This is a genomic window from Microcella indica (assembly GCF_013414345.1).
Classification (GTDB): Bacteria; Actinomycetota; Actinomycetes; order Actinomycetales; family Microbacteriaceae; genus Microcella; species Microcella indica.
On the sequence record NZ_CP058670.1, the window covers coordinates 377,283 to 398,805 of the forward strand.

Sequence of the window (21,523 nt, forward strand, 5' to 3'; positions counted from 1 at the left end):
CTCGCTTCATCGATCGGAACAGTAGTTCCTGAGGTGGCGTCTGACCCGCCGGGGGGTTCGAGTAGACCTGCAGCAGGTGCACTGGTATTCCGGTCGGGTATTCCGCTCGGGGGAGCTACTCGTCACCCCTGCACTTGCAGAGCTCGTTTTCGCCCCTGCCTCTTGCGGGGACATCTGTCGTCGGTGGGTAGACCGATCTCGTCCATCGAGTGTTCAATCACGCGCCTCCAAAAGCCTATACGCATATACCCCCCTGGGGTATGCTGGGGTAAGAAGCCCCTGCGGGTAAGGAGAAGCAATGCAGCACCACGATCACAATGTCCACCCTTCGCTGGCATCGACGAGCACACCGGAGTCGAAGCTTGCGGTGTGTCCTGTGATGCCTAACAACGCGGTCGTGAAGAGCGACTCAGAGGAAGCAGGTCTCTACCGAGATTTTCACGGGCAAAGGTACTGGCTGTGCTGCGAAGGATGCGTCCTCCGCTTTGACGCGGATCCGGAGAAGTTCGCGGCCTCTGCTGAAACGCTCCCGTCTCCCCACGAAGTGATCCGGCGACGAGCGGCGTCCGAAGACAAGCACGCCCACAATGCCCCCACCCACCATGAGCATGGTGGACATCAGTCGTCGGACCAATCCGCGATGCAACACGGTGCGCACGCTGGCCACGCTGGTCACGCTGGTCACGGTGATCACGTGGGTCAGTTCCGACGTCTCTTCTGGATCATGTTGGTGCTGGCAGTGCCAGTGGTTGGGCTCTCGAGCATGTTCGCCATGCTTCTTGGCTACGAACTTCCTGACTGGCCTTGGGTGACCTGGGTTTCGCCGCTGTTCGGTTCGGCCATGTATTTCTGGGGTGGTCGGCCCTTCCTGGTGGGAGCAGTCTCGGAAATCCGATCCCGCAAGCCGGGAATGATGCTGCTCATTGGACTTGCCATCACCGTCGCATTCGTCGCGTCGCTCGGCGCAAGCCTTGGGCTCCTTGATCATCAGCTCGACTTTTGGTGGGAGCTTGCACTGCTGATCGTCATCATGCTCCTTGGTCACTGGATCGAAATGCGTTCCCTCGCGCAAACGACATCGGCGCTTGACTCGCTGGCCGCTTTGCTTCCTGACGAGGCGGAAGTCGTGGACGGAGATCAGTTCCGCACAGTCGCGCCGGCAAATCTGGAACTCGGCGACGTGGTTGTGGTGCGTCCTGGTGGTCGCGTTCCGGCGGACGGCCGGGTCGTTTCTGGTTCTGCGAGCATGGACGAGTCGATGATCACCGGTGAGTCACAGACTGTGACACGGAGTGAAGGTGCAATCGTCGTCGCTGGCACAATCGCGACCGACTCATCGATCCGTGTTGAGATCACCGCGGTGGGCGACGACACTGCGTTGGCAGGCATTCAGCGCCTGGTCACCGAGGCGCAGAATTCGACGTCGCGTGCACAACGGATCGCAGACCGCGCTGCCGCCTGGCTATTCTGGTTCGCGCTTGCCGCCGGAGTCGTCACTGCGGTCGTGTGGAGCCTTGTTGGTCTTCCGGAGGATGCGGTCATTCGAACCGTTACGGTGCTGGTCATTGCCTGCCCGCATGCCCTCGGTCTTGCCATTCCGCTCGTTGTTTCGATCGCGACCGAGCGAGCTGCTCGTGGAGGCGTTCTCATTAAGGATCGCCTCGCGCTTGAAAGCATGCGGACAGTTGACACCATCCTGTTTGACAAGACGGGCACCCTCACAAAGGGTGAGCCGACGGTCACTTCAGTCGAAGCGATTGATGGGTTCACCCAAGATCAGGTCATAGCGCTCGCTGCCGCGGCTGAGTCCGACTCCGAACACCCGCTGGCTCGTGCAATCGTCGAGTCTGCACGACGCCGCGGCATCGACGTGCCAACGGCGAGTGCCTTCACCTCTTCCCCAGCAGTTGGCGTGACCGCGCTCGTCGAGCGCAAGAAAGTTCGCGTGGGCGGGCCACACCTCCTTACTGAAGAGAACGGGACAGAGCTCGCAATCGCGGATGAGTGGCGCAAGGAGGGAGCAATCATCCTCCACGTCGTGTCGGACGGAACAGTGGTCGGGGCGTTGCGCCTGGCTGACGCGATCAGAGATGAATCTCGAAAAGCGGTAGAGGCGTTGCATGCTCTTGGACGTCAGGTCGTGATGATCACGGGTGATGCCGAGGCAGTCGCTCACACGGTTGCGGCCGAACTCGGTATCGATCGTGTCTTTGCTGGCGTTCGCCCGGAGCACAAGGCCGCCAAGGTGCGGGAGCTTCAAGACGAAGGTCGCTCGGTCGCGATGATCGGTGATGGCGTCAATGACGCTCCAGCCCTTGCACAAGCAGACGTCGGTATCGCCATTGGGGCAGGTACTGATGTCGCCATCGCTTCGGCCGGGGTAATTCTCGCGAGCTCCGACCCGCGATCGGTGCTGTCGGTGATTCAGCTCTCGAAGGCTTCCTATCGAAAAATGAAGCAGAACTTGTGGTGGGCGGCGGGCTACAACCTCCTCTCGGTGCCGCTTGCTGCTGGTGTGCTAGCGCCAATCGGGTTCGTGCTGCCCATGTCCATCGGGGCTGTCCTGATGTCGGTTTCTACCATCGTGGTCGCATTGAACGCGCAGTGGCTGCGACGCCTTGACCTGAAACCCGAGGCGAGCGTGAAGGCCATCCTGGGTTCGGTATCCCCGCCGAAGAGGGAGGTTGCGCATGTCAGCTGATCAGGCCACCCACGGCTACCTTGCCGATAAAGACAAGTATCTTGTTCGACTCAAGCGCATCGAGGGCCAGGCGCGTGGAATTCACCGGATGGTGGATGAAGAGCAGTACTGCATCGACATCTTGACTCAGATCTCGGCCCTCACAAGCGCGCTACAGGGCGTGGCCGTGGGGCTGCTGGATGAACACTTGAAGCACTGTGTCAGCGATGCCGTTCGATCTGGCGGTGACGTTGCCGAAGCCAAGCTTGAGGAGGCAGCCCAAGCAATCGCGCGTCTGGTGCGCTCCTAGAACGAGGTGAGGCGTTGCAGTGGTTCAGCCATTGCGACGCCTCGACTTGTTTTCAAGTCGAGTGCTAATGCCCACGAAAGTGGAAGGAGGGTGACAGTGAAAAAACGTATAGCAATCATTTCCGGGATCGTTGCGATTCTTGGAATAAGTCTCGCAGGAGCGCTCACTTGGACGAACCGAGCCGAACCATTCAACGATCGAGACGTAGCCTTCGCCTCGAACATGATTCCCCACCATGTGGGGGCCCTGGAGATGGCAGAAGTCATTCTGGCCAAGGAGGGACTCCCCGCTGAGGTTCAAGAGCTCGCAGCCCGGATTGAAGCAACCCAGCAGCCCGAGATCAATCAGATGAATGCATGGCTCAAGGAATGGGATGCGCCGTCTATGGCGGGAGGCCATGGCGGTCACGCCATGATGACGAGCGGCATGATGAGCGAAACAGACATGATGGCCCTGGAGGACGCACAGGGTGTTGAGGCTGCCCGGCTGTTCCTGGAAGGAATGATCGTGCACCACAAAGGCGCAGTAGAGATGGCCCAGGTCGAAGTTGAGGGGGGCAAGTACCCCGAAGCCGTCGCGCTCGCTCGAGCCATCATTGAGCAGCAGACCATTGAGATCGCCGAGATGGAGCGTCTCCTTGCAAACCTCTAGTGCACAGCTCGCGCTTGCTGGCTACGCTCCACGATCATGAACGTGTGGCACGTCGTGGGTACAGCGGCCCTCGCAGCTCCGCCGCTCGTATGGTCGAGCCTTCACGCGCATTCTCCTGAAGTTCGGCGGTGGCGACAGGGCACCGGCCAGCGCACCCAGGTCGCGGGCCTCGGGGTGCGCGTGTTTGGAACCGGCGAGGCGGTCGTTGTGCTGCTCGCGGGCCTCGCCTCGAGTGAGCGATTCTGGGGCAAGTCATATGACGTGCTCGGACAGAACGCGCGCGTCGTAGCCATTGACCCGATCGGATTCGGTGCCTCAATCCGCCATCCGGCACTTCAGGAGATTGTCGATGCGAGGGTGCACGTCGATGCGGTGCTCGCAGTGCTGCGGGCTCTCGACTTGCATACTCAGCCCGTCGTTTTTGTCGGCCACTCTATGGGCGCATCCCTGGCGATCCGGGCGGGCGCGAGACACGCACCTACGCGTGCAGTCGTGGCTTTCGATGCTCCCTTGTATCGTTCAGCTGTGGAGGCCAACGGCCGCATCCGGCATATGGGCTGGTTCGAGGCGCTGCTCTCGCAAGGCCCGCTGGCCGAAAGAGTGTGCCACTGGATGTGCGACAACCGCACCGTGGCACGCGGCGTTGCAGTCGCCATCAGCCCCCGACTGCCTGTCGCGATCGCCCGGGACTCCGTCGAACACACCTGGCCGGGCTACATCGCAGGCTTCGACTCGCTCGTGCGCGACCCAGGGTGGACTGACGCACTTGACGTCCTGGCGGCGCGGAATGTCCCGGTGCGGCTGGTCGACGGCGACAAGGACCCAGTCCCCGTTCCCGGTCGTGCTGACGAGCTCGCCGCGCGGTTTACGAACATTTCGGCCACACGCCGACTAGGCGGACATCGCGCGCCGCTCAGCGACCCGATCGGCTGTGCATCGATCGTGCGCGCCGTTCTCAGCGAACACGGTGCATCGGATTCCTGAGGTGTGAGAAAATACCCCCTGGAGGTATGACAGATGCTTCGGCGCTTCGGCTACGTGCTGCTGATCGTGATATTCGCGGTCGTCGGCGTCGCCATGGGCGCTCATGGTTCGACCCCCGCCGGTCATTCGACCGTTGCAGCGAGCTCAGTCGCGGCTTCTGCCGTGCCTGTGGAGCACAACCACGCTGACACTGTCGCTCCGCACTCTGACGCCACTGCGTCACAGGGTCCGGATGCTCCGTGCGCGGATTGTGCCGGCGATCATGCCGCGCTCCTGATGGCATGCGTGTTTATGGTGCTCATCGTGGTCGTCAGCCTGGTTCTCCCACTGGTGGCTCTCCGCTTTGGCGTCGTGGCCCCGAGCGTATCGACACTGGACAGCACACCTCGTCGACTTGCGGACTCGCGCCCTCCGGAACTCTCAGAACTCTGCATCAACCGTCAGTGATTCGCCGCCTGATGACTGCGTAGTCACGCCGTCATCACTGCGACCCGAACATCCAACACTGACGAAAGAAGCACAAAAATGAAGAAGTCATTCCGCACCCGCGCGCTCGCGGCGGGTGCACTCGCCCTCATCAGCATGGTCGGGCTCGCTGCATGCTCGACCACCACAGAGCCGTCCGAGAGTTCCGGCGCCAACATGGCAGACGTCATGTTTGTCCAGATGATGATTCCGCACCACGAAGGAGCCATCGAGATGAGCGACGTGTTGCTTTCCAAGTCGGGCGTAGAGCCTGAAGTCGCAGAGCTGGCTGAGCAGATCAAGGCTGCCCAGGGCCCCGAGATCGAGCAGATGAAGCAGTGGCTCGATGACTGGGGCATGCCTGCCATGAGCGACAGCATGGACGGAATGGATCACGGCGGCATGGGTGGAATGGACGGCATGGCAGGCATGACCGAGGAGGACATGCAGGCACTTGAGGACGCCAGCGGGCCTGAAGCAGGGGACCTGTTCCTCGAGCAGATGATCGTGCACCACGAGGGTGCCATTGAGATGGCCGATGATGTTCTGGCTGATGGCGAGCACCCCGGCGTGCGCGAGCTGGCGGAGAACATCATCGCCAGCCAAACGGCGGAGATCGAGCTGATGCGCTCGATGCTCGACTCCTGATGCGGCGGATAGGAGTGGCGGCCGTGACAGCGGCCGCCGCCCTTTCCGTCGGTCTGGCGGGATGCACTTCCCCCACGACGGAGACCCCCATCGTCGTGTCGCACGTGCACGCGGTGGACTACGACCTGCAGCGCGGAAGTGCCTACGTCGCGACGCATGAAGGAGTCCTCAGCGTGGCAGCGGACGGTTCGGTCGAACGCATTGGTCAATGGGCAGGCGATGTGATGGGGATGGCGCGCTTCGGCGACACCATCTACTTCTCCGGCCACCCGGCACCCGACGAGAATCTGCCGCCGAACATCGGCGTCTATGAACTCAGCGTGCCGACTGGGGAGTTCGCGCCAATCTCCCTTCTCGGGGAAGTAGATTTTCACAGCATGACGATCGCGCAGTCGTCTGACGGGATGGCGTTGGCCGGCATCGACTCGGCCACAGGTCAGGTCATGGTCAGTCGGGACGGTGCGCAGAGTTGGGCGGCAGGAATGCCAATCGGCGCGCGCTCCCTCAGCTGGGATGCGAACGCCGAGAGTCTCTACGCAACGACGGAGCAGGGTCTCCTCGTCAGCACCGACGACGGCATGACGTTCACCGCAACGGACAGTGCTCCGCTCTTGGTTCTGATCGCGTCCAGCCCGGCAGACGTGTCAACCGAGGCATTCCTGGTCGGAATCGACGTTGACGGCTACGTTCACACCAGCCCCGACGGGGTGACGTGGACGCCGCTCGGGCTGGCACCACCCCTCACGGATGCCCTGGCCGTTGGCAACGATGGCTCGATCGTCGTGGCCGGAATCGAGGGCGTACACAGGTCTGAAGATCGCGGAGCGACCTGGACGATGATGGCGGAATTCTGAACTGCGTGGGGTGCGGCAGAGCGCCGCACCCCACGTGCACCAGCGAACGGTGTCTAGTCCAATTGCGCGTGTGAAGCCGCATTCTCACTTCCGGTGGGCAGCCGGCCTGATGGGTACTCCACGCCGACGCAGGGCCCTCAAGATCGTGTGATTGTCGAATCCCAGCTGCTTGCCGATCACTCCACTTGACAGCCCCTGCTCGTAAAGTTCGGCCGCCTCGGAGATCTCGGCTGTGGTCATGCTGCGCGTTGTGTCGACGCCGTGTTCATTGAGGATGCGAGCAACAGTTGACCGAGAGAGCTGTAGCTCTGCAGCGACGGTTCGAATGTTGCGGACCTCGCGGTAGCGACTGACAACGGCCTCGGCTTCGTGCGTTCGAAGTTGGCGGGCTCGCCGACGTGGTTCGGGGCGAGCATCCTGGTGCTCATTAGCTGTCGAGCGGAAGAGCAGTTCTTGAGGTGAGGGAGCAGAGCGAGAGGGGTTCGAGTAAACCTGTAGCAGGTGCACCAAAGATTGCTTACTAGAACCCAGAGCCAAGTCCATGGGTTCTCGCAAGCTGCCTTCGGTTGATTCGATACTCGACGACGCTTCGGCGTCTTTCTTGTTCGACGAGGTGTCGATTCCAAGACCAAACGATGCCGCCCATTCCGTTTGTGCCTCGATCAGCAGGCGAACGTGCTCATGTAGCTCGGATTCTGCGCGGTCCTGATCAACGACGAAGACGCGCGTGAAGATCGCCTGGTTGAGCTCCCTGCGCATGTCATTGCTTGCCGCGCGGTACAGCTCAAAGGGGTCTCGGAGTAGCTTGAGCCATCCCTTGATGTAGTCGGCTCGGGGCTGCTGCACGGATAGGTGACAGTTTCGGTTAGGCCGCGAGGGCCACGGTGTTGGTCATGATTGTCTCGAACTCGATCGGTGTCAATCGACCCAGGCGCGCTTGTCGGCGTCGCCGGTGATAGGTCCTCTCGATCCAGGTGATGATCGCGATGCGCAGGTCGTCACGGGTTGCCCAGGAGCGGCGGTTGAGGACGTTGTTCTGCAGCAGGCTGAAGAAGCTCTCCATGGCTGCGTTGTCGCCGGCAGCTCCGACGCGACCCATCGATCCGATGAGGTTGTGGCGGCGCAGGGTGAGGGCGAATTTCCTGGATCGAAATTGCGATCCTCGATCCGAGTGGACGATGCAGCCAGCGACTTTGCCGCGCCGGGCGACGGCGTTCTCCAACGCTCGTACGGCCAGTGAGGCCTTCATGCGGGAGTCCATGGCGTAGCCCACGATGCGGTTGCTGAAGACATCTTTGATCGCGCAGAGGTAGAGCTTGTTCTGCCTCGTGCGATGTTCGGTGATGTCCACTAGCCACAGCCGGTTGGGTGCATCGGCGGTGAAGTCGCGCAGGACGTGGTCGTCGAACACGGGCGGGCCGGGCCTGCCTGCTTTCCCGTTGCGCTTCTTGCCGAACACCGACCACACCCGATTTTCGGAGCATCGGCGCCACACGGTGCGTTCCGAGACCGCGAAGCCGGCATCTCGCACCTCGTCGGCGATGAGGCGATACCCGAACTCGGGGTCGTCGGCGTGGGCGTCGATGATCGCGTTGACCAGGTGAGCTTGAGTCCACTCGGTGGAGGTGATCGGCTGTCGTAGCCACCGATAGAACGGTTGCCGTGCGATCTTCAGCACCCGACACGTCACCGCGACGGGGATCCCGTCGGCGGCCAGCTCGCGGACGAGCGGGTACATCATTTTGCCGGCAGGTTCGCCTGCGACAAATAGGCGGCCGCTCGGCGCAGCACCTCGTTCTCCTGCTCCAGCAGACGGTTCCGCTTACGCAGTTCACGCAGCTCACCGGCCTCGGTCGCGGTGACTCCTGGACGGCGGGATTCTTCGACGTCGGCTTGGCGCAGCCAGTTCTGCAGACAGGTCTCGCTGATGCCGAAGTCGGCCGCGACCCGTTTCAGGGTCACACCATCTTCACGGCGTCGGGCGACGGCTACGACATCGTCGCGGAACTCACGGGGATAGGGCTTGGGCATGATGACATCCTCCCAGCGGCACCTTCCGGCACCACAGATCAGGTGTCACCTAACCGTGCAGCAGCCCCCACCGCTCTTGGTTCTGATCGCGTCGAGCCCGGCAGACGTGTCAACTGAGGCATTCCTCGTCGGAACCGACGTCGACGGCTATGTTCACACCAGCCCCGACGGTGTCACGTGGGCGTCGATTGGGTTGGCACCACCCCTCTCGGATGCCCTGGCGGTTGGCAGCGACGGCTCGATCGTCGTGGCCGGGATCGAGGGCGTGCATCGGTCTGAAGATCGTGGAGCCACCTGGGCCGTGATCACCGAGTTCTGACTTGCGTGGGGTGCGGCAGTGCGCCGCACCCCACGTGGAGCAGCGACTGCTGTCGATCCGGGTGATTCATGAGAAGCATCGCCCTTACCTTCGATTGGCAGCCGGCCTGATCGTTACTCCGCGGCGACGCAGCGCCCTCAGGATCGTGTGGTTGTCGTAACCCAGTTGTTTGCCGATCGCGGAACTCGATTGACCCCGTTCGTAGAGCTCAGCGGCTTTGGAGTTATCGGATTCAGTCATCCTGCGTGATGCGTCAATGCCGTGGTCCTTGAGGATGCGCGCGACTGTAGTACGGGAGAGCTGGAACTCCTTCGCAACGGTTCGACTGTTGCGGGCCGCGCGATAGCGATTGACGACGGCCTCTACTTCGTTCGCTCGTAATTGGCGGGCTCGCCGTCGTGGTTCCGGGCTGACATCCTCGTGCTCGCGGGGTGTCGAGCGGAAGAGCAGTTCTCGAGGTGAGACGACCCCTCGTGAGGGGTTCGAGTAAACCTGTAGCAGGTGCACTGATGCGAAGAGCCGGCCCCGAAGGGTCGGCTCTTCACATCAGTATCGGTGGAAGCTTCGAGAACCCTACGTGGGCCCACGCCGGGCAGTCCGCGGCGCCGCGAAGCGGCGTCGAGGCGGCACGGTGGGGATCGAGTCCCTCCAGGGGCACCGTGCGAGTTTCCTCGGCGTCGTGCTCGGGCGCGTCAGCGTGAGAGCAGGTCGACCAGCTGGGCCTTGGTGTACCGCGAGTAGCCCGAGTGCCCTTCCTTCCGCGCACGCTCCTTCAACTGCGCGACCGTCAGGGACGACAGATCGTCGGGCTTCGGCGCGGGCGTTGATTCGGCCTTCACGGCCCGCTTTGGTGCAGGCTTCTTCGCCGTCGTCTTCTCGGCGGTCCGCACCTTCTCGGCCTCGGCGTTCACCGACGCCTTCGCGCTCGCTCGCTTCGCGACGTCCTTGTCGCCGCGGCTCTCGACGGGTGCAGGGGCGCGGCGGATCTGCGCCTTGCCTTTGGCCTTCCCGGCCGCCGCGGCGATGGCCGCGATCGCACCGATGGCCCTGCCCACCACCTTCTTCGGGTCTCGCTTGATGGCCTTCTTCGGCGCCGACGATGCGTCCTTCGCCTCGTCGGCGAGCGAGCGCATCTTCTTGGCGTCCTTCTTTGGGAGGGTCTTTGCGAGCTTCTTCGCGTCCTTCGCAGACTCTGCTGCCGCATCGAGCGCGGCCTTGGTCGCCTTGCTGTTCTTGGTGGACTTCGCCATGGTTGCTCCTCGTCGTGGGTCCGCAGGGCGAGGATCGCCGCTGTGCAGGGTCGCCCACAGTAGCGGCGGGGCCTGACCACCGTCACAGAGTCTCACTACGCAGCAGGTGCAAAGTACTTTAGGTGCTAAAGGATCGGCATGACGACGACCCCTCGCGCTCTCGCCCTCTTCGGCGCGACCGGCAAGACCGGCCGCCACGTTCTCGCTCAGGCGCTCGAGGCCGGGCACTCGGTGCGCGCCCTCGCGCGCCGCCCCGAGGCGCTCGACGCGCACGAGCGGCTCACCGTCGTCGCGGGCGACGTGCGCGAGGGCGACGCCGTGCGCGAGACCGTGCGCGGCTCCGACGCCGTGGTGAGCGTCTTCGGTCAGGTGAAGGGTTCGCCGCCCACCCTGCAGACGGAGGGCACGCAGGCGATCGTCGACGCGATGGCCGAGCAGGGCATCCGGCGCATCATCTCGCTCTCGGGAGGCGGCCTGCCCGCCGAGGAGCACGACCAGCCGAAAGTGCCCGACAGGATTATCCGGTGGCTGCTGAGGCGGCTCTCGCCGGCCGTGCTCGATGACGCGATCGCGCACCTCGCGGTGCTGCGCGGGAGCGGCCTCGACTGGACGGCCGTGCGTGGCCCGCGCCTCACCGACGCGCCTGCGACCGGCAGCTATCGCGTCGGGTGGGTGGGCGTCAACGCGAGCACGCAGATCGCCCGCGCCGACCTCGCGCGCTTCATCCTCACGCAGCTCGACGACGTCCAGTTCGTGCACGAGCTCCCGTTCGTGAGCAAGTAGTGACCGACGCGAGCAGCACCGACTCCGACTCGGACACTGGTACCACCGACGCACGTGTGGCATCGCTCGCGCGCGTCATCGAGCGCATCGCCGTCGTCACGCGTGAGGTCACGGCGCGGGGCGCGTACCCGTTTCAGGAGCGCGGGCTCGGCCGAGCATCCATGAATCTGCTCTTCGCGCTCGCCCGCCGCGACGGCGCGCGCGTCGCCGAACTCGCGCATCGGCTCGGCATCACGAGCGGCGCCGTCACGCAGACCGTCGACACGCTGCGCGCCGCCGGCCTGGTCACGAGCGAGGTGAGCGAAGGCGACAAGCGCGGGCGGGTCATCAGGCTCAGTGAGGATGCTCGGCGCGAGATCTCCGGACTCGAACGCGAGTACGTCGAGGCCGTCGCGCCCGCGTTCGCCGGGCTCAGCACGCACGACATTCTCGAGCTCGACCGCATCCTCGCCGCCGTGACGATCGCGGAGGAGCGGTGAGCGGCGTGGCCGACACTGCCGGCGCCGTGCTCGTCACCGGCGCGACCGGCAATGTCGGCGCGGCCGTGGTGAGGCACCTGCTAGAGCGCGGCGAGCCCGTCGTGTCGGCGCTGCGCGACCTGGCTGACCCCGGGCTCGTGCCCGGCAGCGAGGCGCGCGCGTTCGACTTCGAGAACCCCGCCGGATGGGAGGCGGCGCTCGCCGGAGTCGACCGCGTCTTCCTGCTACGCCCGCCCGCGATCGGCGACGTGCAGCAGCACCTCCTGCCGTTCGTCGACTTCGCGCTCGAGCACGGCGTGCGGCACATCGTCTTCCTTTCCCTGCAGGGCGTGCAGGTCAACCGAGCGACCCCGCACCACGCGGTCGAGAAGCACCTGCGCGCGCGGAAGGCGCCGTTCACCTTCCTGCGCCCGAACTTCTTCATGCAGAACCTGTCGACCACCTACGCGGGCGACATCCGCGACCGCGACGAGATCGCCGTGCCCGCGGCGCGCGCACGTACGGCCTTCATCGACACCGACGACATTGGTCGGGTCTCCGCGCACGTGCTGACCGAGCCCGGGCACCTCGGCAGGGCTTACACGCTCTCCGGCGAGCAGTCGCTGACCTACGACGACGTCGCGAGGGCTCTCACCGCTGAGCTCGGGCGACCCATCCGCTACACGCGGCCGAGCCCCGCGCAGTACACCGAGCTGCTGCGCGAGCGCGGCGCGCCCGAGGACTACATCGAGGTGCAGTCCATGATCTACAAGGTCGTGCGACTGCGCGTCTCCGCCTTGCCCAACCGTGCGATCCGCCGCATCACGGGAGCGCCTGCGACGAACTTCGCGCAGTTCGCGCACAGGGAGCGCGCGGCGTGGATGCCGCCTGAGGGGGATCGCTCGGCGAGCGCGCGCTAGCTGCCCAGCAGAACGACGAGCAGCGTCGCGCAGCTCGGCCTCCGATGAGGGTTACGAGTCGCTGCCGTTCCACAGCCGAAGCTTGCAGTGGTGGGAAGCGTGCTCGAAGTCGCGATCTGTGCTGAGCAATTCGAGGTCGTGGGTGATGCACAGTTGCGCGATGAGGGCGTCGATGGTGCCGAGCTGCACTCCGGCGCGGCGACACGAGTTGCGCAGTTCGGCAGCCGCGATGTGGTCGTCGCGCGTCGGCTGCATGGCAGGGAGCGCGCGGAAGCGTCGGCGTATCTCGGACTGGGTGCGCTCGGGCAGAAACCCTTGAAGAAGCTCCTGCACGATGAGGCCCGTCGTCACGACCAGGTCTGACTCGAGCGCGGTCCTCAGCCCCGCAACGGCGGGGCTGTTCGTCGGGCGGTCGCGACGAAGTGCGAGCGACCACACGCTGGTGTCGACGAGCACGGTCATGCCCGCGCGCGTTCCGCCTTGTAGTCGAAGGAGTCGTCCCACTCCAGGGTGCCGACGAGGTCGAGAAGGCCGAGCTGTTCTCGCCTGGCGATGAACTCTTGCAGGGCGAGAGTCACGGCAGCCTTCTTAGTGGCTTGACCGCTCACCGCGAGCGCACGATCGAGAAGCTCGGGATCCAGTGCCAAGTTCGTCGCCATCGTTGCCTCCTTACACATGAGTCTACACAGCGCGGGTTGACCGTCGTGAGCGACGAGGCCCCCTCGACAACCCAGCCATTCCTCAGAACGTAGTGACCCCCACACGAGCGCGTGGCGAACGGTCGCGCAACAGTGGGGTCTCGGCGCCGCCGCGTACCTGTGGACGACTCGACGTCGACGTCGTGCGCTAGCTGCCTAGCAGGATGACGAGCAGCGTCGCGCCGCTCGCGGTCACGCCCACGAGACCGACGATGAGCAACCACGCGATTGGCGTCGCCGAGCGGAGGCGGCCGAGGAACCCCACGGGCCGGTCGTCGTCATCGCTCATGCGTCCAGCCTAGAGGTCGGTGCGCTGGCGCTCTCGGGGAGGGTCGCCGAGCAGGCTTCCAGGATTGCGGAACTTCGTGAACATGGTTCGCGACGTTCCGAAGTTATGGAAGCGTCCCGAAGGGGTGCGATGCTCGCGGTCGCTAATATGAGCGACACCGGCGCCGTTGGCGCGACGAGACGGTCGCCGTCGTCACGGCGGGAACGATCACCCACTACGCCGACATCTACCCGACCGGTGTGCAGGTGTACGAGACGGGCGACTCGATCATCGAGGGTGCCGGGTACCCGCGCGAGGGCCGTAGCGCGACCCTACCGCAGGCGCCAGGGCGCCACGGCGTGGAGGAGGGGCAGCGCTGAGGCTCCGATGAGCACCCAGCTGAGCACCTCATCGTTCGGGCGCAGGATCACCCCGGCGAGCAGCAGCGCCGTGAAGAGGATCGCCGAGGTGGCGCGGCGCACGCTGCCGTCGAGGACGCGCAGGCGCTGCTCGACTTCCGGACTGCGCACCGCGAGCTCGCCGCGGTCGAGGCGCGTGGCGAGAGCATCCACTCGTTGGGGGAGGCGCGCGAGCGCCAAGAGGATGGCGACCGCCTCGCGGCCGACGCTGCGCGCTGTCGACGTGCCGCCGCCGCGCAGGAGGGTGCGGGCGAAGGGGTCGACGGCGTCCCACATGTTGAAGTCGCGGTTGAGGGCGCTCGTGACGCCCGAGATGAGCGAGACGGTGCGGATGAGCAGCAGGAAGCTCTCTGGCAGCTGGAACGGCAGGGTGCGCACAAGCTCGCTGAACTGCAGGGCGAACTGCTGCAGCTCGCGCGGGTCGAGCGCCGTGAGTTCGGCGACACCCATCCCGCCGAAGCGGTCGAACAGGGCCGTGACGGCGCGCTCGAGCTCGACAGTGTCGGCCGAGGGCAGCAGCACGCCGAGGCGCTGCGTCGCCACCACCCAGCCGCGGGCGTCGCGCGAGGCGACGGCGAAGATGAACTGCTGCAGGCCGTCGCGCAGCTCGTCGGTGATCTCGCCCATCATGCCGAAGTCGATGTAGGTGATCGTGAAGCCATGCTCGGCGCTCGGGGTCACGAAGATGTTGCCCGGGTGCGGGTCGGCGTGAAAGAACCCGGCGACGAAGATCTGCTCGAACGTCGCCCGCGCCAGCTCGGCGGCAACGGCATCCGGGTCGAGGCCCGCCGCCTGCAGCGCGCCGACATCGGTGATCTTGATCGCTGTCACGTCGGCGAGCGTCAGCACGCGGCGTGCACTGCGCTCCCACACGATCACCGGCGCCCCGACGCGCGGATCGTCGGCGAAGATCTCGGCGAAGCGCTCGGCGTTGCCCGCCTCGTGCACGTAGTCGATCTCCTCCAGGCTCGTCGTCGCGAACTCCTCGATGAGCGCGGGCGCGTCCGCGCGCCGGTTGACGAGCTTCACACGCGAGAGCCAGCGGGCAACACGGCGCAGAGCGGCCAGATCGACCTCGACGATCTGCTCGATGCCGGGCCGCAGTACTTTCACGACGACGTTCTCGAAACCCAGGTCGGCGGCGAGCGCGGGCGTCAGGCGCGCGCGGTGCGCCTGCCCGAGGGACGCGGCCGCGATCGGCTCGCTCTCGAAGTGCGCATACGCCCGATCGAGCGGGATGCCCAGCTCGCGCTCGGCCTGCGCGACGATGCTCGCGAACGACTCAGGAGCCACCTCGTCCTGCAGCCCCTCGAGCTCGCGCGTGATCTCCGGCGGCAGCACGTCGAGGCGCGACGACAGGAACTGCCCGACCTTGATCATGAGCCCGCCCAGGTCGGTGGCCAGCGCGTGGAAGCGCCGGGCGAGCTTCTGCAGACGCCGGATGCGGCCCCGCGCCGCGAACCGCGCGAGCCCGAACCGCGGCAGCACGAGCTCGAACCACCACGCCTGCGCGAGAGCGCGCGCCGCGAAGCGCATGATGCGGCGGTAGCGTGCGCGCGAGGCACGATCGGCCGGCGGCGCCTCGAGCGCGCCGCGGGCAGACGTCACGCGCTCAGCCCTCGGCGAGGATCGCGTAGAGCGCTCGACGCGTCTCGTCGAGAAGCTTCGCCGCGCGCTCCTGCTGCTCCACCGTGCCGCTCTGCGCGACCTGCGAGGCGGCCTGCGCGAGCTTCACGCCCGCCTTCGGCAGTGCGCGCGAGTGCTCACCGAAGCGGGGCATGCGCGACTCCCAGCCGTGATCGCGACCCGTGTCGTGCCTGCTCTCGGAGGCCTCGGCTGCGACCGCGTGCCCGGCCTCGGTGAGGGAGTACACCCGACGCTCGTCGTGCTGCTCGCTGCTCACGAGACCCTCGTCGGTGAGCTGCTGCAGCATCGGGTAGACGGTGCCGGCGCTCGGGGTGCGCGAGCCGGGCATCCGGTCGCCGATCGCCTGCATGACCTGGTGACCGTTCTTCGGGCCGTCGATAAGGGAGACGAGCACTGCGGAGCGGATGTCGGCGTGCCCCATCATCGCCTCCATGTGGGGGCCGAACTGCTCGCGCAGGCCCTCCATGGCCTCCCAGAGGTCGAATCGGGGGTTCGTGGCGCTGCGCATGCGGAATCCTTCGTCTGCGGGGAAAGGCCGACGGTCGCGGTCTTGACCACAGTCAACGCCACCACGCTGAGACTGGGCTCGGTGCTGGTCGAGCGCGCGCTGTGCGCGCGTGTCCTCCGTCGGGTCAGTCGCGGGACGCCCACGCCTCGGCAGTGAGGCGCAGCGAGGCGAGGCGCTGCTCGAGGCTCATCGCCGCGTGCACGGTGATGAGCTCGTGAGCGCCGCAGTCGGCGGCGAAGGCGGCGAGCTGCTGGGTGACCGCGGTCGGAGAGCCCGACGCGGTGTAGCGGCCCATCGCGAGAATCTGCCGGCCCGCGGGGGTGTCCACGAGCACGTGCGACTCCTCCTCGGTGAACTCGCGCTCGCGCCCGCGGCTGAGGAACCGGCGCACGCGCTCGCGCTGCACGGCCTCGAGCTGAGTGGCTGCCGACTCTTCCGACTCCGCGGCGACGACGTTGATGGCCGCCATGGCGTGCGGCGTCGCGAGCTCGTCGCTCGGGGTGAAGCGGCTCGTATAGTGGGCCAGGGCCGCGTGCAGGGCATCCGGAGCGAAGTGCGAGGCGAAGGCGAACGGAAGGCCCAGCTTCGCCGCCAGGTCGGCGCCGAACATGCTCGAGCCGAGGATGTAGCGCGGCACGCGCGTGCCGCGGCCGGGGTACGCGTTGACGCCGCTCACCGGCAGCTCGTCACCGAGGTAGTGGCCGAGCTCGATGACGTCGGCGGGGAAGGATTCCGCCGATTCGGGCGTGCGACGCAGCGCGCGCAGGGTCACCTGGTCGGTGCCGGGCGCGCGGCCCAGACCGAGGTCGATGCGGCCCGGGTGCAGCTCGGCGAGCGTGCCGAACTGCTCGGCGATCACGAGCGGGGCGTGGTTGGGCAGCATGACGCCGCCCGAGCCGAGACGAATCGTCGACGTGTGCGCGGCGACGTGCGCGATGAGCACGGCCGTCGCGCTCGACGCGATCGCCGCCATGTTGTGGTGCTCGGCGTACCAGACCCGCCGATATCCGCTGCGCTCGGCCTCCTTCGCGACCGCGACCGTCTCCGCAAGCGCCTCGCGCACGGGGGCGCCCGTGCGGGTCGGGGCGAGGTCAAGGACGGAGAGGGGGAGGGGCTCGGTCACGGAGTCATCGTGGCACGGGTTCGCAGGTGCTTGCTGACCGGGTCCGTGGCAGTGGCTCAGCGCCGCGAGAGCAATGCCCGCAGCCCCGCAACCGGTTGCCGGTTCGCGAAGGCGAGCACGGCATCCACGTGCTTCCAGGCGACGCGGCCGCCCGACATCTGCGCGAGGCCGCGCACCGGCAGCTCGTCGACGGAGCGCTCGAGCATCGCGATCGTCGCCGGGTCGGCGCGGTCGGCGTCGCTCACCGGCATTGCCCGGCGCAGGCCCGCGCGCAGCCCGCGGCCCACGAGGGTCGCGCTCAGGTCGCCGATCGTGGAATCCCGCGTGAACGGGCGGTCGGCCTTCGGGGCCGGGATGCTGCGCCCCAGCCGAGCGGAGAACGAGGCGTCGCCTGCCGCCACCGCCGGGGTGCTCGGCGGCTCCACCGAGTCGACCGCGTCGCCCTCGAGCCGCACCGCGAGCGTCGCCTCGATGCGCTCCACCGAGCGGCCGACCTCCAGGTCGACCTCCCCGCGGGGCAGGGCCCAGTCGTGCCGGCGCACATCCCAGAACGCGAGGTCGTCGGCGCGCACCTCGACCTCGACCCGGCGGCGCTCGCCGGGTGCGAGGGTCACGTGCGCGAAGCCGACGAGCTCGCGGCGCGGGCGCAGCACGACGTCGCTGCGGTCGTGCGCGTACACCTGCACGACGTCGCTGCGCGCGCGGTCGCCCGTGTTCTCGACCTCCACGGCGACCGTGAGGCTGCCGCCTGGCGCGAGGGCGTCGCTCGAGGCGATCGCGCTCGACCACGCCGTGCTGCCGTAGCCGAGTCCGTGGCCGAACGGGTACTGCACTGCCACGCCCGCGGTCGTCGCGTGCCGGTAGCCGACGAAGAGACCCTCGCGGTACTGCACCTGGTGGGGGCCGCCGGGAAAGTACGGGTCGGCGGCGATGTCGTCGAGGCTCGCGAACCACGTCTCGGTGAGGCGCCCGGCCGGCTCGACCTCGCCGAGCAGCAGGTCGGCGACCGCGCCGCCCGATGCCTGACCGCCGAGGTGGGCGACGACGATCGCGTCGACCTCGTCGCGCCACGGCAGCGCGACGGGCGAGCCGAGGCTCAGCACGACGACCGTGCGGCGGGCGACCCCCGCGACCGCGCGCACGAGGGCGTTGTGCTGCTCGGACAGCTCGAGTGTGTCGCGGTCGAAGCCCTCGCTCTCGGCGGTCGGCGGGAGGCCGACCATGAGCACGGCGACCTCCGCATCGCGTGCCGCCGCGACCGCCTCCGCGAGGAGGACCGCGTCGGTTTCCGAGCCCGCGGGACTGGCGCCGAGGTCGTACCCGGGGGCGTACGTCACGTCGACGCCCGCCGTCGCGAATGCCTCGCGCGCAGTGGTGAGACGGGTCGGCGTGACGAGCGAGCTGCCGCTGCCCTGGTAGCGCGGCGACTCGGCGAAGGCGCCGATGAGGGCGATCCGACTGTCGCGCGCGAGGGGCAGAGCGCCCTCGTTGCGCAGCACCACGGCGCTCGTGGCGGCGGCGCGGCGCGCTAGGGCGTCGTGCGGCTCGAGCAGGGCATCCATCGTCTCGATCGGGGCCGCGGTGCGCGCTCGCTCGGCGCGACGGGCGAGGGCGGCGACGCGGCCGGCGCTGCGCGCCACATCCACGATGCTGAGCCGCCGCTCGTCCACGGCGGCGTGCACGAGCGGCTCGGTGCCGGCTCCGCCGGGCATCTCGAGGTCCATGCCCGCCGCGATGCCCGCGACGCGATCCGCCTCGGCCCCCCAATCGCTCATGACGAGCCCCTCGAAGCCCCACTCCGAGCGCAGGATCGTCGTGAGCAGCTCGCGCGAATCGGTCGCGTGCTCCCCGTTCACGAGGTTGTAGGCGGCCATCACGGTCGCGGGGGAGGACTGCTTCACGGCGCGCTCGAAGCCGCGCAGGTACAGCTCGCGCAGGGTGCGCTCGTCGACGATCGCGTCAATGACGAAGCGGCGGTGCTCCTGATTGTTGACGGCGAAGTGCTTGAGGCACGCACCGACGCCCGTGGTCTGGATGCCGCGCACCGACGCCGCCGCGAACGTGCCGGCCAGCAGGGGGTCCTCGCTCGAGTACTCGAAGTTGCGCCCACACAGCGGGTGGCGCTTGAGGTTCAGTCCCGGCCCGAGAACGACGTCGACGCCGAGGGCGCGCGCCTCGCGGCCCACGGCGGCACCGAGCTCCTCGAGCAGGGCGGGGTTCCAGCTCGCGGCGGTTGTGACAGCGGTCGGGAAGCACGTGCTGGGCGTGCTGCTCACGAGCCCGAGATGGTCACCGCCCTCGGGTTGCGCGCGAATACCGTGCGGCCCATCGCTGAGCATCGCCTGCGGGATGCCCCGCTCGGGCAGCGCGCGGGTGCGCCAGAAGTCGGCTCCGCTCAGCAGCGAGACCTGCTCGGCCAGGCTCAGCTCGCTCACGTCGTGATCGGTGGAGTGGTCGGTCGTCACGGGCGCTCCTCAGTGCTGGTCGGTGGTGCTCAGCGTGATTCGGGGGTGCTGAGCAGGCGCAGCAGCGCCGACAGGTGGGCGGGCATGTCGACGCTGTCGTCGTACAGCCACTGGGCCTGCAGACCGTCGATGGCAGCGAGCACGAGCGCGGCGGCCTGCTCGGGCTCGACATCGGCGCGCACGCTGCCGGACTGTTGCAGGCGCGCGACGGCGGTGGCGAGCATCCGCCGTAGCCGCGCGTAGCGCTCGGCGAAGAAGTCGTGGGCCGCGTGGCCGTCGTCGACGCCCTCGGTGGCGAGGTGGGCGAAGAGCCGCACGAGGCCTGCGCTCTCGGCGTTGCGGCGCACGACCGCGAGCAGTGGCTCCGCGAGCTCGTCGAGGGTCGGGTCATGGTCGTCGAGAGAGGCTGCGAGCGCGTGCTCGTCGACGCCGCCGCTGTCGAGCTCGTCCCGCCGACGCAACGCCTCGACGAGCAGCTCGTCCTTCGACGCGAAATAGTGCAGGAGCCCGTTGGAGCTCATCTGCACGGCGTCCGCGATTGCGGCGACCGTCGCCCCGGCGTAGCCCTCGGCCGCGATGACGCGCAGGGCGGCGTCGAGAATCTCGCGGCGTCGCTCGACGCCCTTCGCGTAGGGGCCGCGGGTGCTCATGGTGGGCGATGCTAGCGCTTGCGCGCGAAAACCGCATCCCATACTGTTTTGGCAGCGCGACGGTGCGCGACGAGAGTGAGCGAGACGATGACGTCGACGACGAACACGGGCCCTGAGTCGGTCGGGCCCGAGCAGGAAGCGCCCGCGGCGACGGGCACCGCGCGGCCGGGCATCCAGGGCCCCCTGCGGCGCCTGCTGCTGTGGTTCCTGCCCGGCACGCTCAGCATATACGTGCTGTGGGGAGCGATCCCCACGATTCTGCTTCCCCTCCAGGTAGAAGACATCGACCCGGCGGCGAAGGTCGCCAACCTCGCCCTCGTGACGACGATCGGAGCCTTCGCCGCGATGGTGGCCCAGCCCATCGCGGGGCGCATCAGCGACCGCACGCGCACACGCTACGGCCGCCGCGCCCCCTACCTCGTCGGAGGAGCGCTCATAGGCGGGCTTGCCCTGATCGCACTCGGGTTCTCGAGCTCCCTCATGCTCATCACGCTGTGCTGGGTGCTCGTGCAGATCTCCTTCAACATCGTGCAAGGGCCCTTCACGGCGATCCTGCCCGACCGCGTGCCCGCCGCCGTGCGTGGCACCTTCGCCGCCGTCATCGGCTCGATGACGATGCTCGGCGCCATCGGCGGGGCGATCCTCGCCTCGAGCCTCGCCGAGAGCATCCCCGTCGCCTACCTGCTGCTCGCGGGGTTCGCGATCGTCGTGCTCACGAGCTTCGTGATCGCCAACCCCGACCCGGACAACCGTGGCGAACCGGCGCCGCCGTTCCACGTGCGCAGCTTCCTCTCGACCTTCTGGGTCAACCCCATCGCCCACCCCGACTTCTTCTGGGCGTTCACCGGCAGACTGCTGCTGTACACGGGGTACTTCGCCGTCTCCGGCTACCTGCTCTACTTGCTGCAGGACTACATCGGGCTCGGCGACGACGCCGTCGGCCTCGTGCCGCTCGTGACCGCGGCCGGTCTGCCCGCCATCGTGCTCTCGATCGCCATCTCGGGCCCGTGGAGCGACCGAGTCGGGCGTCGCAAGCCCTTTGTCGTCGCCTCGTCGCTGCTCGTGGGCGCCGCCCTCATCGTGCCGTGGGTGTGGCCCACTCTCGAAGGCATGATCGCCTTCTCCGTGCTCGCCGGGCTCGGCTTCGGCGCCTTCCAGGCCGTCGACACGGCCCTTGTCTCGCAGGTGCTGCCGAGCGAGCACGCCCACGGCAAGGACCTCGGGGTCGTCAACATCGCCGCAACGCTGCCGCAGACCCTGGCCCCCGCAGTCGCGGGCAGCATCGTGCTGCTGTTCGGGTTCGCCGCACTCTTCCCCTTCGCGATGGTGCTCAGCGTGCTCGGGGCGATCGCCGTTCTGCCGATTCGCTCCGTGCGGTGAGGCGCACCGTCG

General features: G+C 67.2%; 22 protein-coding genes. 11 read left to right on the forward strand and 11 right to left on the reverse strand.

Annotated features, from left to right (window positions below; all coding sequences use genetic code 11):
• Positions 1–379 precede the first annotated feature (379 nt).
• The 6 genes from HUJ41_RS01880 (at position 380) to HUJ41_RS01905 (ending at position 6,592) form a co-directional block, all read left to right on the forward strand.
• A complete protein-coding gene (locus HUJ41_RS01880) occupies positions 380–2,701 on the forward strand; it encodes a heavy metal translocating P-type ATPase (RefSeq protein ID WP_179873823.1) in 2,322 nt (773 codons plus the stop codon).
• A complete protein-coding gene (locus tag HUJ41_RS01885) occupies positions 2,691–2,990 on the forward strand; it encodes a metal-sensitive transcriptional regulator (protein ID WP_179873108.1) in 300 nt (99 codons plus the stop codon). Before HUJ41_RS01880 ends, HUJ41_RS01885 begins: the two co-directional genes overlap by 11 nt.
• 96 nt (positions 2,991–3,086) lie before the next feature.
• The gene (locus HUJ41_RS01890) at positions 3,087–3,641 is read left to right on the forward strand and encodes a DUF305 domain-containing protein (RefSeq protein ID WP_179873824.1); all 555 of its coding nucleotides are present in this window, start codon (positions 3,087–3,089) and stop codon (positions 3,639–3,641) included.
• Positions 3,642–3,677: 36 nt separating this feature from the next.
• Positions 3,678–4,625, forward strand: coding sequence for an alpha/beta fold hydrolase (locus HUJ41_RS01895; RefSeq protein ID WP_179873109.1), 948 nt, complete (start codon positions 3,678–3,680; stop codon positions 4,623–4,625).
• 525 nt (positions 4,626–5,150) lie between these two features.
• A complete protein-coding gene (locus HUJ41_RS01900; RefSeq protein ID WP_179873110.1) occupies positions 5,151–5,738 on the forward strand; it encodes a DUF305 domain-containing protein in 588 nt (195 codons plus the stop codon).
• Positions 5,739–5,761: 23 nt separating this feature from the next.
• Positions 5,762–6,592, forward strand: a complete 831-nt coding sequence (locus HUJ41_RS01905) for a WD40/YVTN/BNR-like repeat-containing protein (protein WP_179873111.1) — start codon at positions 5,762–5,764, stop codon at positions 6,590–6,592.
• A gap of 84 nt (positions 6,593–6,676) precedes the next feature.
• Here HUJ41_RS01905 and HUJ41_RS01910 read toward each other — a convergent pair whose 3' ends face one another.
• Together HUJ41_RS01910 and HUJ41_RS01915 are read right to left on the reverse strand one after the other, a co-directional pair.
• Positions 6,677–7,438: a hypothetical protein gene (locus HUJ41_RS01910; protein WP_179873112.1), complete on the reverse strand. Its 762-nt coding sequence runs from the start codon at positions 7,436–7,438 to the stop codon at positions 6,677–6,679.
• A gap of 19 nt (positions 7,439–7,457) precedes the next feature.
• Positions 7,458–8,623 (reverse strand): IS3 family transposase gene (locus HUJ41_RS01915; protein WP_179873113.1). Its coding sequence is split into 2 segments (ribosomal slippage): positions 7,458–8,336 and positions 8,339–8,623, totalling 1,164 coding nucleotides; the frame shifts between segments, so codons are not numbered across the junction.
• 106 nt (positions 8,624–8,729) lie between these two features.
• On the opposite strand from HUJ41_RS01915, the gene HUJ41_RS01920 reads away from it, so the two are divergent.
• Positions 8,730–8,942: a beta propeller repeat protein gene (locus tag HUJ41_RS01920; protein ID WP_179873114.1), complete on the forward strand. Its 213-nt coding sequence runs from the start codon at positions 8,730–8,732 to the stop codon at positions 8,940–8,942.
• Between the two features lie 692 nt (positions 8,943–9,634).
• Here HUJ41_RS01920 and HUJ41_RS01930 read toward each other — a convergent pair.
• Positions 9,635–10,192: a hypothetical protein gene (locus tag HUJ41_RS01930; protein ID WP_179873116.1), complete on the reverse strand. Its 558-nt coding sequence runs from the start codon at positions 10,190–10,192 to the stop codon at positions 9,635–9,637.
• A gap of 138 nt (positions 10,193–10,330) precedes the next feature.
• On the opposite strand from HUJ41_RS01930, the gene HUJ41_RS01935 reads away from it, so the two are divergent.
• From HUJ41_RS01935 to HUJ41_RS01945, 3 genes are read left to right on the forward strand one after another with little or no spacing between them, the layout of a single operon-like run.
• The gene (locus HUJ41_RS01935) at positions 10,331–10,975 is read left to right on the forward strand and encodes an NAD(P)-dependent oxidoreductase (protein ID WP_179873117.1); all 645 of its coding nucleotides are present in this window, start codon (positions 10,331–10,333) and stop codon (positions 10,973–10,975) included.
• The gene (locus HUJ41_RS01940) at positions 10,975–11,454 is read left to right on the forward strand and encodes a MarR family winged helix-turn-helix transcriptional regulator (protein WP_179873118.1); all 480 of its coding nucleotides are present in this window, start codon (positions 10,975–10,977) and stop codon (positions 11,452–11,454) included. The genes HUJ41_RS01935 and HUJ41_RS01940 overlap by 1 nt, the downstream gene beginning before the upstream one ends.
• A gap of 5 nt (positions 11,455–11,459) precedes the next feature.
• A complete protein-coding gene (locus HUJ41_RS01945) occupies positions 11,460–12,353 on the forward strand; it encodes an SDR family oxidoreductase (RefSeq protein ID WP_179873119.1) in 894 nt (297 codons plus the stop codon).
• Positions 12,354–12,404: 51 nt separating this feature from the next.
• Here HUJ41_RS01945 and vapC read toward each other — a convergent pair whose 3' ends face one another.
• The 8 genes from vapC to HUJ41_RS01985 form a co-directional block, all read right to left on the reverse strand.
• Positions 12,405–12,815 (reverse strand): type II toxin-antitoxin system VapC family toxin, encoded by a 411-nt coding sequence (vapC, locus tag HUJ41_RS01950; protein WP_179873120.1) that lies wholly within the window; start codon positions 12,813–12,815, stop codon positions 12,405–12,407.
• Entirely contained in the window at positions 12,812–13,012 is a 201-nt protein-coding gene (locus HUJ41_RS01955; protein WP_179873121.1) for a type II toxin-antitoxin system VapB family antitoxin, read from the reverse strand. The genes vapC and HUJ41_RS01955 overlap by 4 nt, the downstream gene beginning before the upstream one ends.
• 187 nt (positions 13,013–13,199) lie before the next feature.
• Positions 13,200–13,340: a hypothetical protein gene (locus HUJ41_RS01960; protein ID WP_179873122.1), complete on the reverse strand. Its 141-nt coding sequence runs from the start codon at positions 13,338–13,340 to the stop codon at positions 13,200–13,202.
• A 311-nt stretch (positions 13,341–13,651) separates the two neighbouring features.
• Entirely contained in the window at positions 13,652–15,274 is a 1,623-nt protein-coding gene (locus HUJ41_RS01965) for an ABC1 kinase family protein (protein WP_179873825.1), read from the reverse strand.
• Positions 15,275–15,350: 76 nt separating this feature from the next.
• On the reverse strand, positions 15,351–15,893 hold the full coding sequence (locus HUJ41_RS01970; protein ID WP_179873123.1) for a PadR family transcriptional regulator: 543 nt from the start codon (positions 15,891–15,893) through the stop codon (positions 15,351–15,353).
• 124 nt (positions 15,894–16,017) lie between these two features.
• Positions 16,018–17,016, reverse strand: coding sequence for an LLM class flavin-dependent oxidoreductase (locus HUJ41_RS01975; RefSeq protein WP_179873124.1), 999 nt, complete (start codon positions 17,014–17,016; stop codon positions 16,018–16,020).
• Positions 17,017–17,072: 56 nt separating this feature from the next.
• Positions 17,073–19,481 (reverse strand): glycoside hydrolase family 3 protein, encoded by a 2,409-nt coding sequence (locus HUJ41_RS01980; protein WP_179873125.1) that lies wholly within the window; start codon positions 19,479–19,481, stop codon positions 17,073–17,075.
• Between the two features lie 29 nt (positions 19,482–19,510).
• Positions 19,511–20,131 (reverse strand): TetR/AcrR family transcriptional regulator, encoded by a 621-nt coding sequence (locus HUJ41_RS01985; RefSeq protein ID WP_179873126.1) that lies wholly within the window; start codon positions 20,129–20,131, stop codon positions 19,511–19,513.
• 87 nt (positions 20,132–20,218) lie between these two features.
• Between HUJ41_RS01985 and HUJ41_RS01990 the strand changes: the two genes are divergently transcribed.
• Positions 20,219–21,511, forward strand: coding sequence for an MFS transporter (locus HUJ41_RS01990; RefSeq protein WP_179873127.1), 1,293 nt, complete (start codon positions 20,219–20,221; stop codon positions 21,509–21,511).
• Positions 21,512–21,523: the final 12 nt, after the last annotated feature.

Excerpts from the sequence above, each read along its gene's own strand:
- HUJ41_RS01880 (WP_179873823.1), top strand. The coding sequence starts at position 380 with ATGCCTAACAACGCGGTCGTGAAGAGCGACTCAGAGGAAGCAGGTCTC.
- HUJ41_RS01885 (WP_179873108.1), top strand. The coding sequence starts at position 2,691 with ATGTCAGCTGATCAGGCCACCCACGGCTACCTTGCCGATAAAGACAAG.
- HUJ41_RS01895 (WP_179873109.1), top strand. The coding sequence starts at position 3,678 with ATGAACGTGTGGCACGTCGTGGGTACAGCGGCCCTCGCAGCTCCGCCG.
- HUJ41_RS01900 (WP_179873110.1), top strand. The coding sequence starts at position 5,151 with ATGAAGAAGTCATTCCGCACCCGCGCGCTCGCGGCGGGTGCACTCGCC.
- HUJ41_RS01930 (WP_179873116.1), bottom strand. The coding sequence starts at position 10,192 with ATGGCGAAGTCCACCAAGAACAGCAAGGCGACCAAGGCCGCGCTCGAT.
- HUJ41_RS01935 (WP_179873117.1), top strand. The coding sequence starts at position 10,331 with ATGACGACGACCCCTCGCGCTCTCGCCCTCTTCGGCGCGACCGGCAAG.
- vapC (WP_179873120.1), bottom strand. The coding sequence starts at position 12,815 with ATGACCGTGCTCGTCGACACCAGCGTGTGGTCGCTCGCACTTCGTCGC.
- HUJ41_RS01955 (WP_179873121.1), bottom strand. The coding sequence starts at position 13,012 with ATGGCGACGAACTTGGCACTGGATCCCGAGCTTCTCGATCGTGCGCTC.
- HUJ41_RS01960 (WP_179873122.1), bottom strand. The coding sequence starts at position 13,340 with ATGAGCGATGACGACGACCGGCCCGTGGGGTTCCTCGGCCGCCTCCGC.
- HUJ41_RS01965 (WP_179873825.1), bottom strand. The coding sequence starts at position 15,274 with ATGCGCTTCGCGGCGCGCGCTCTCGCGCAGGCGTGGTGGTTCGAGCTC.
- HUJ41_RS01970 (WP_179873123.1), bottom strand. The coding sequence starts at position 15,893 with ATGCGCAGCGCCACGAACCCCCGATTCGACCTCTGGGAGGCCATGGAG.
- HUJ41_RS01985 (WP_179873126.1), bottom strand. The coding sequence starts at position 20,131 with ATGAGCACCCGCGGCCCCTACGCGAAGGGCGTCGAGCGACGCCGCGAG.
- HUJ41_RS01990 (WP_179873127.1), top strand. The coding sequence starts at position 20,219 with ATGACGTCGACGACGAACACGGGCCCTGAGTCGGTCGGGCCCGAGCAG.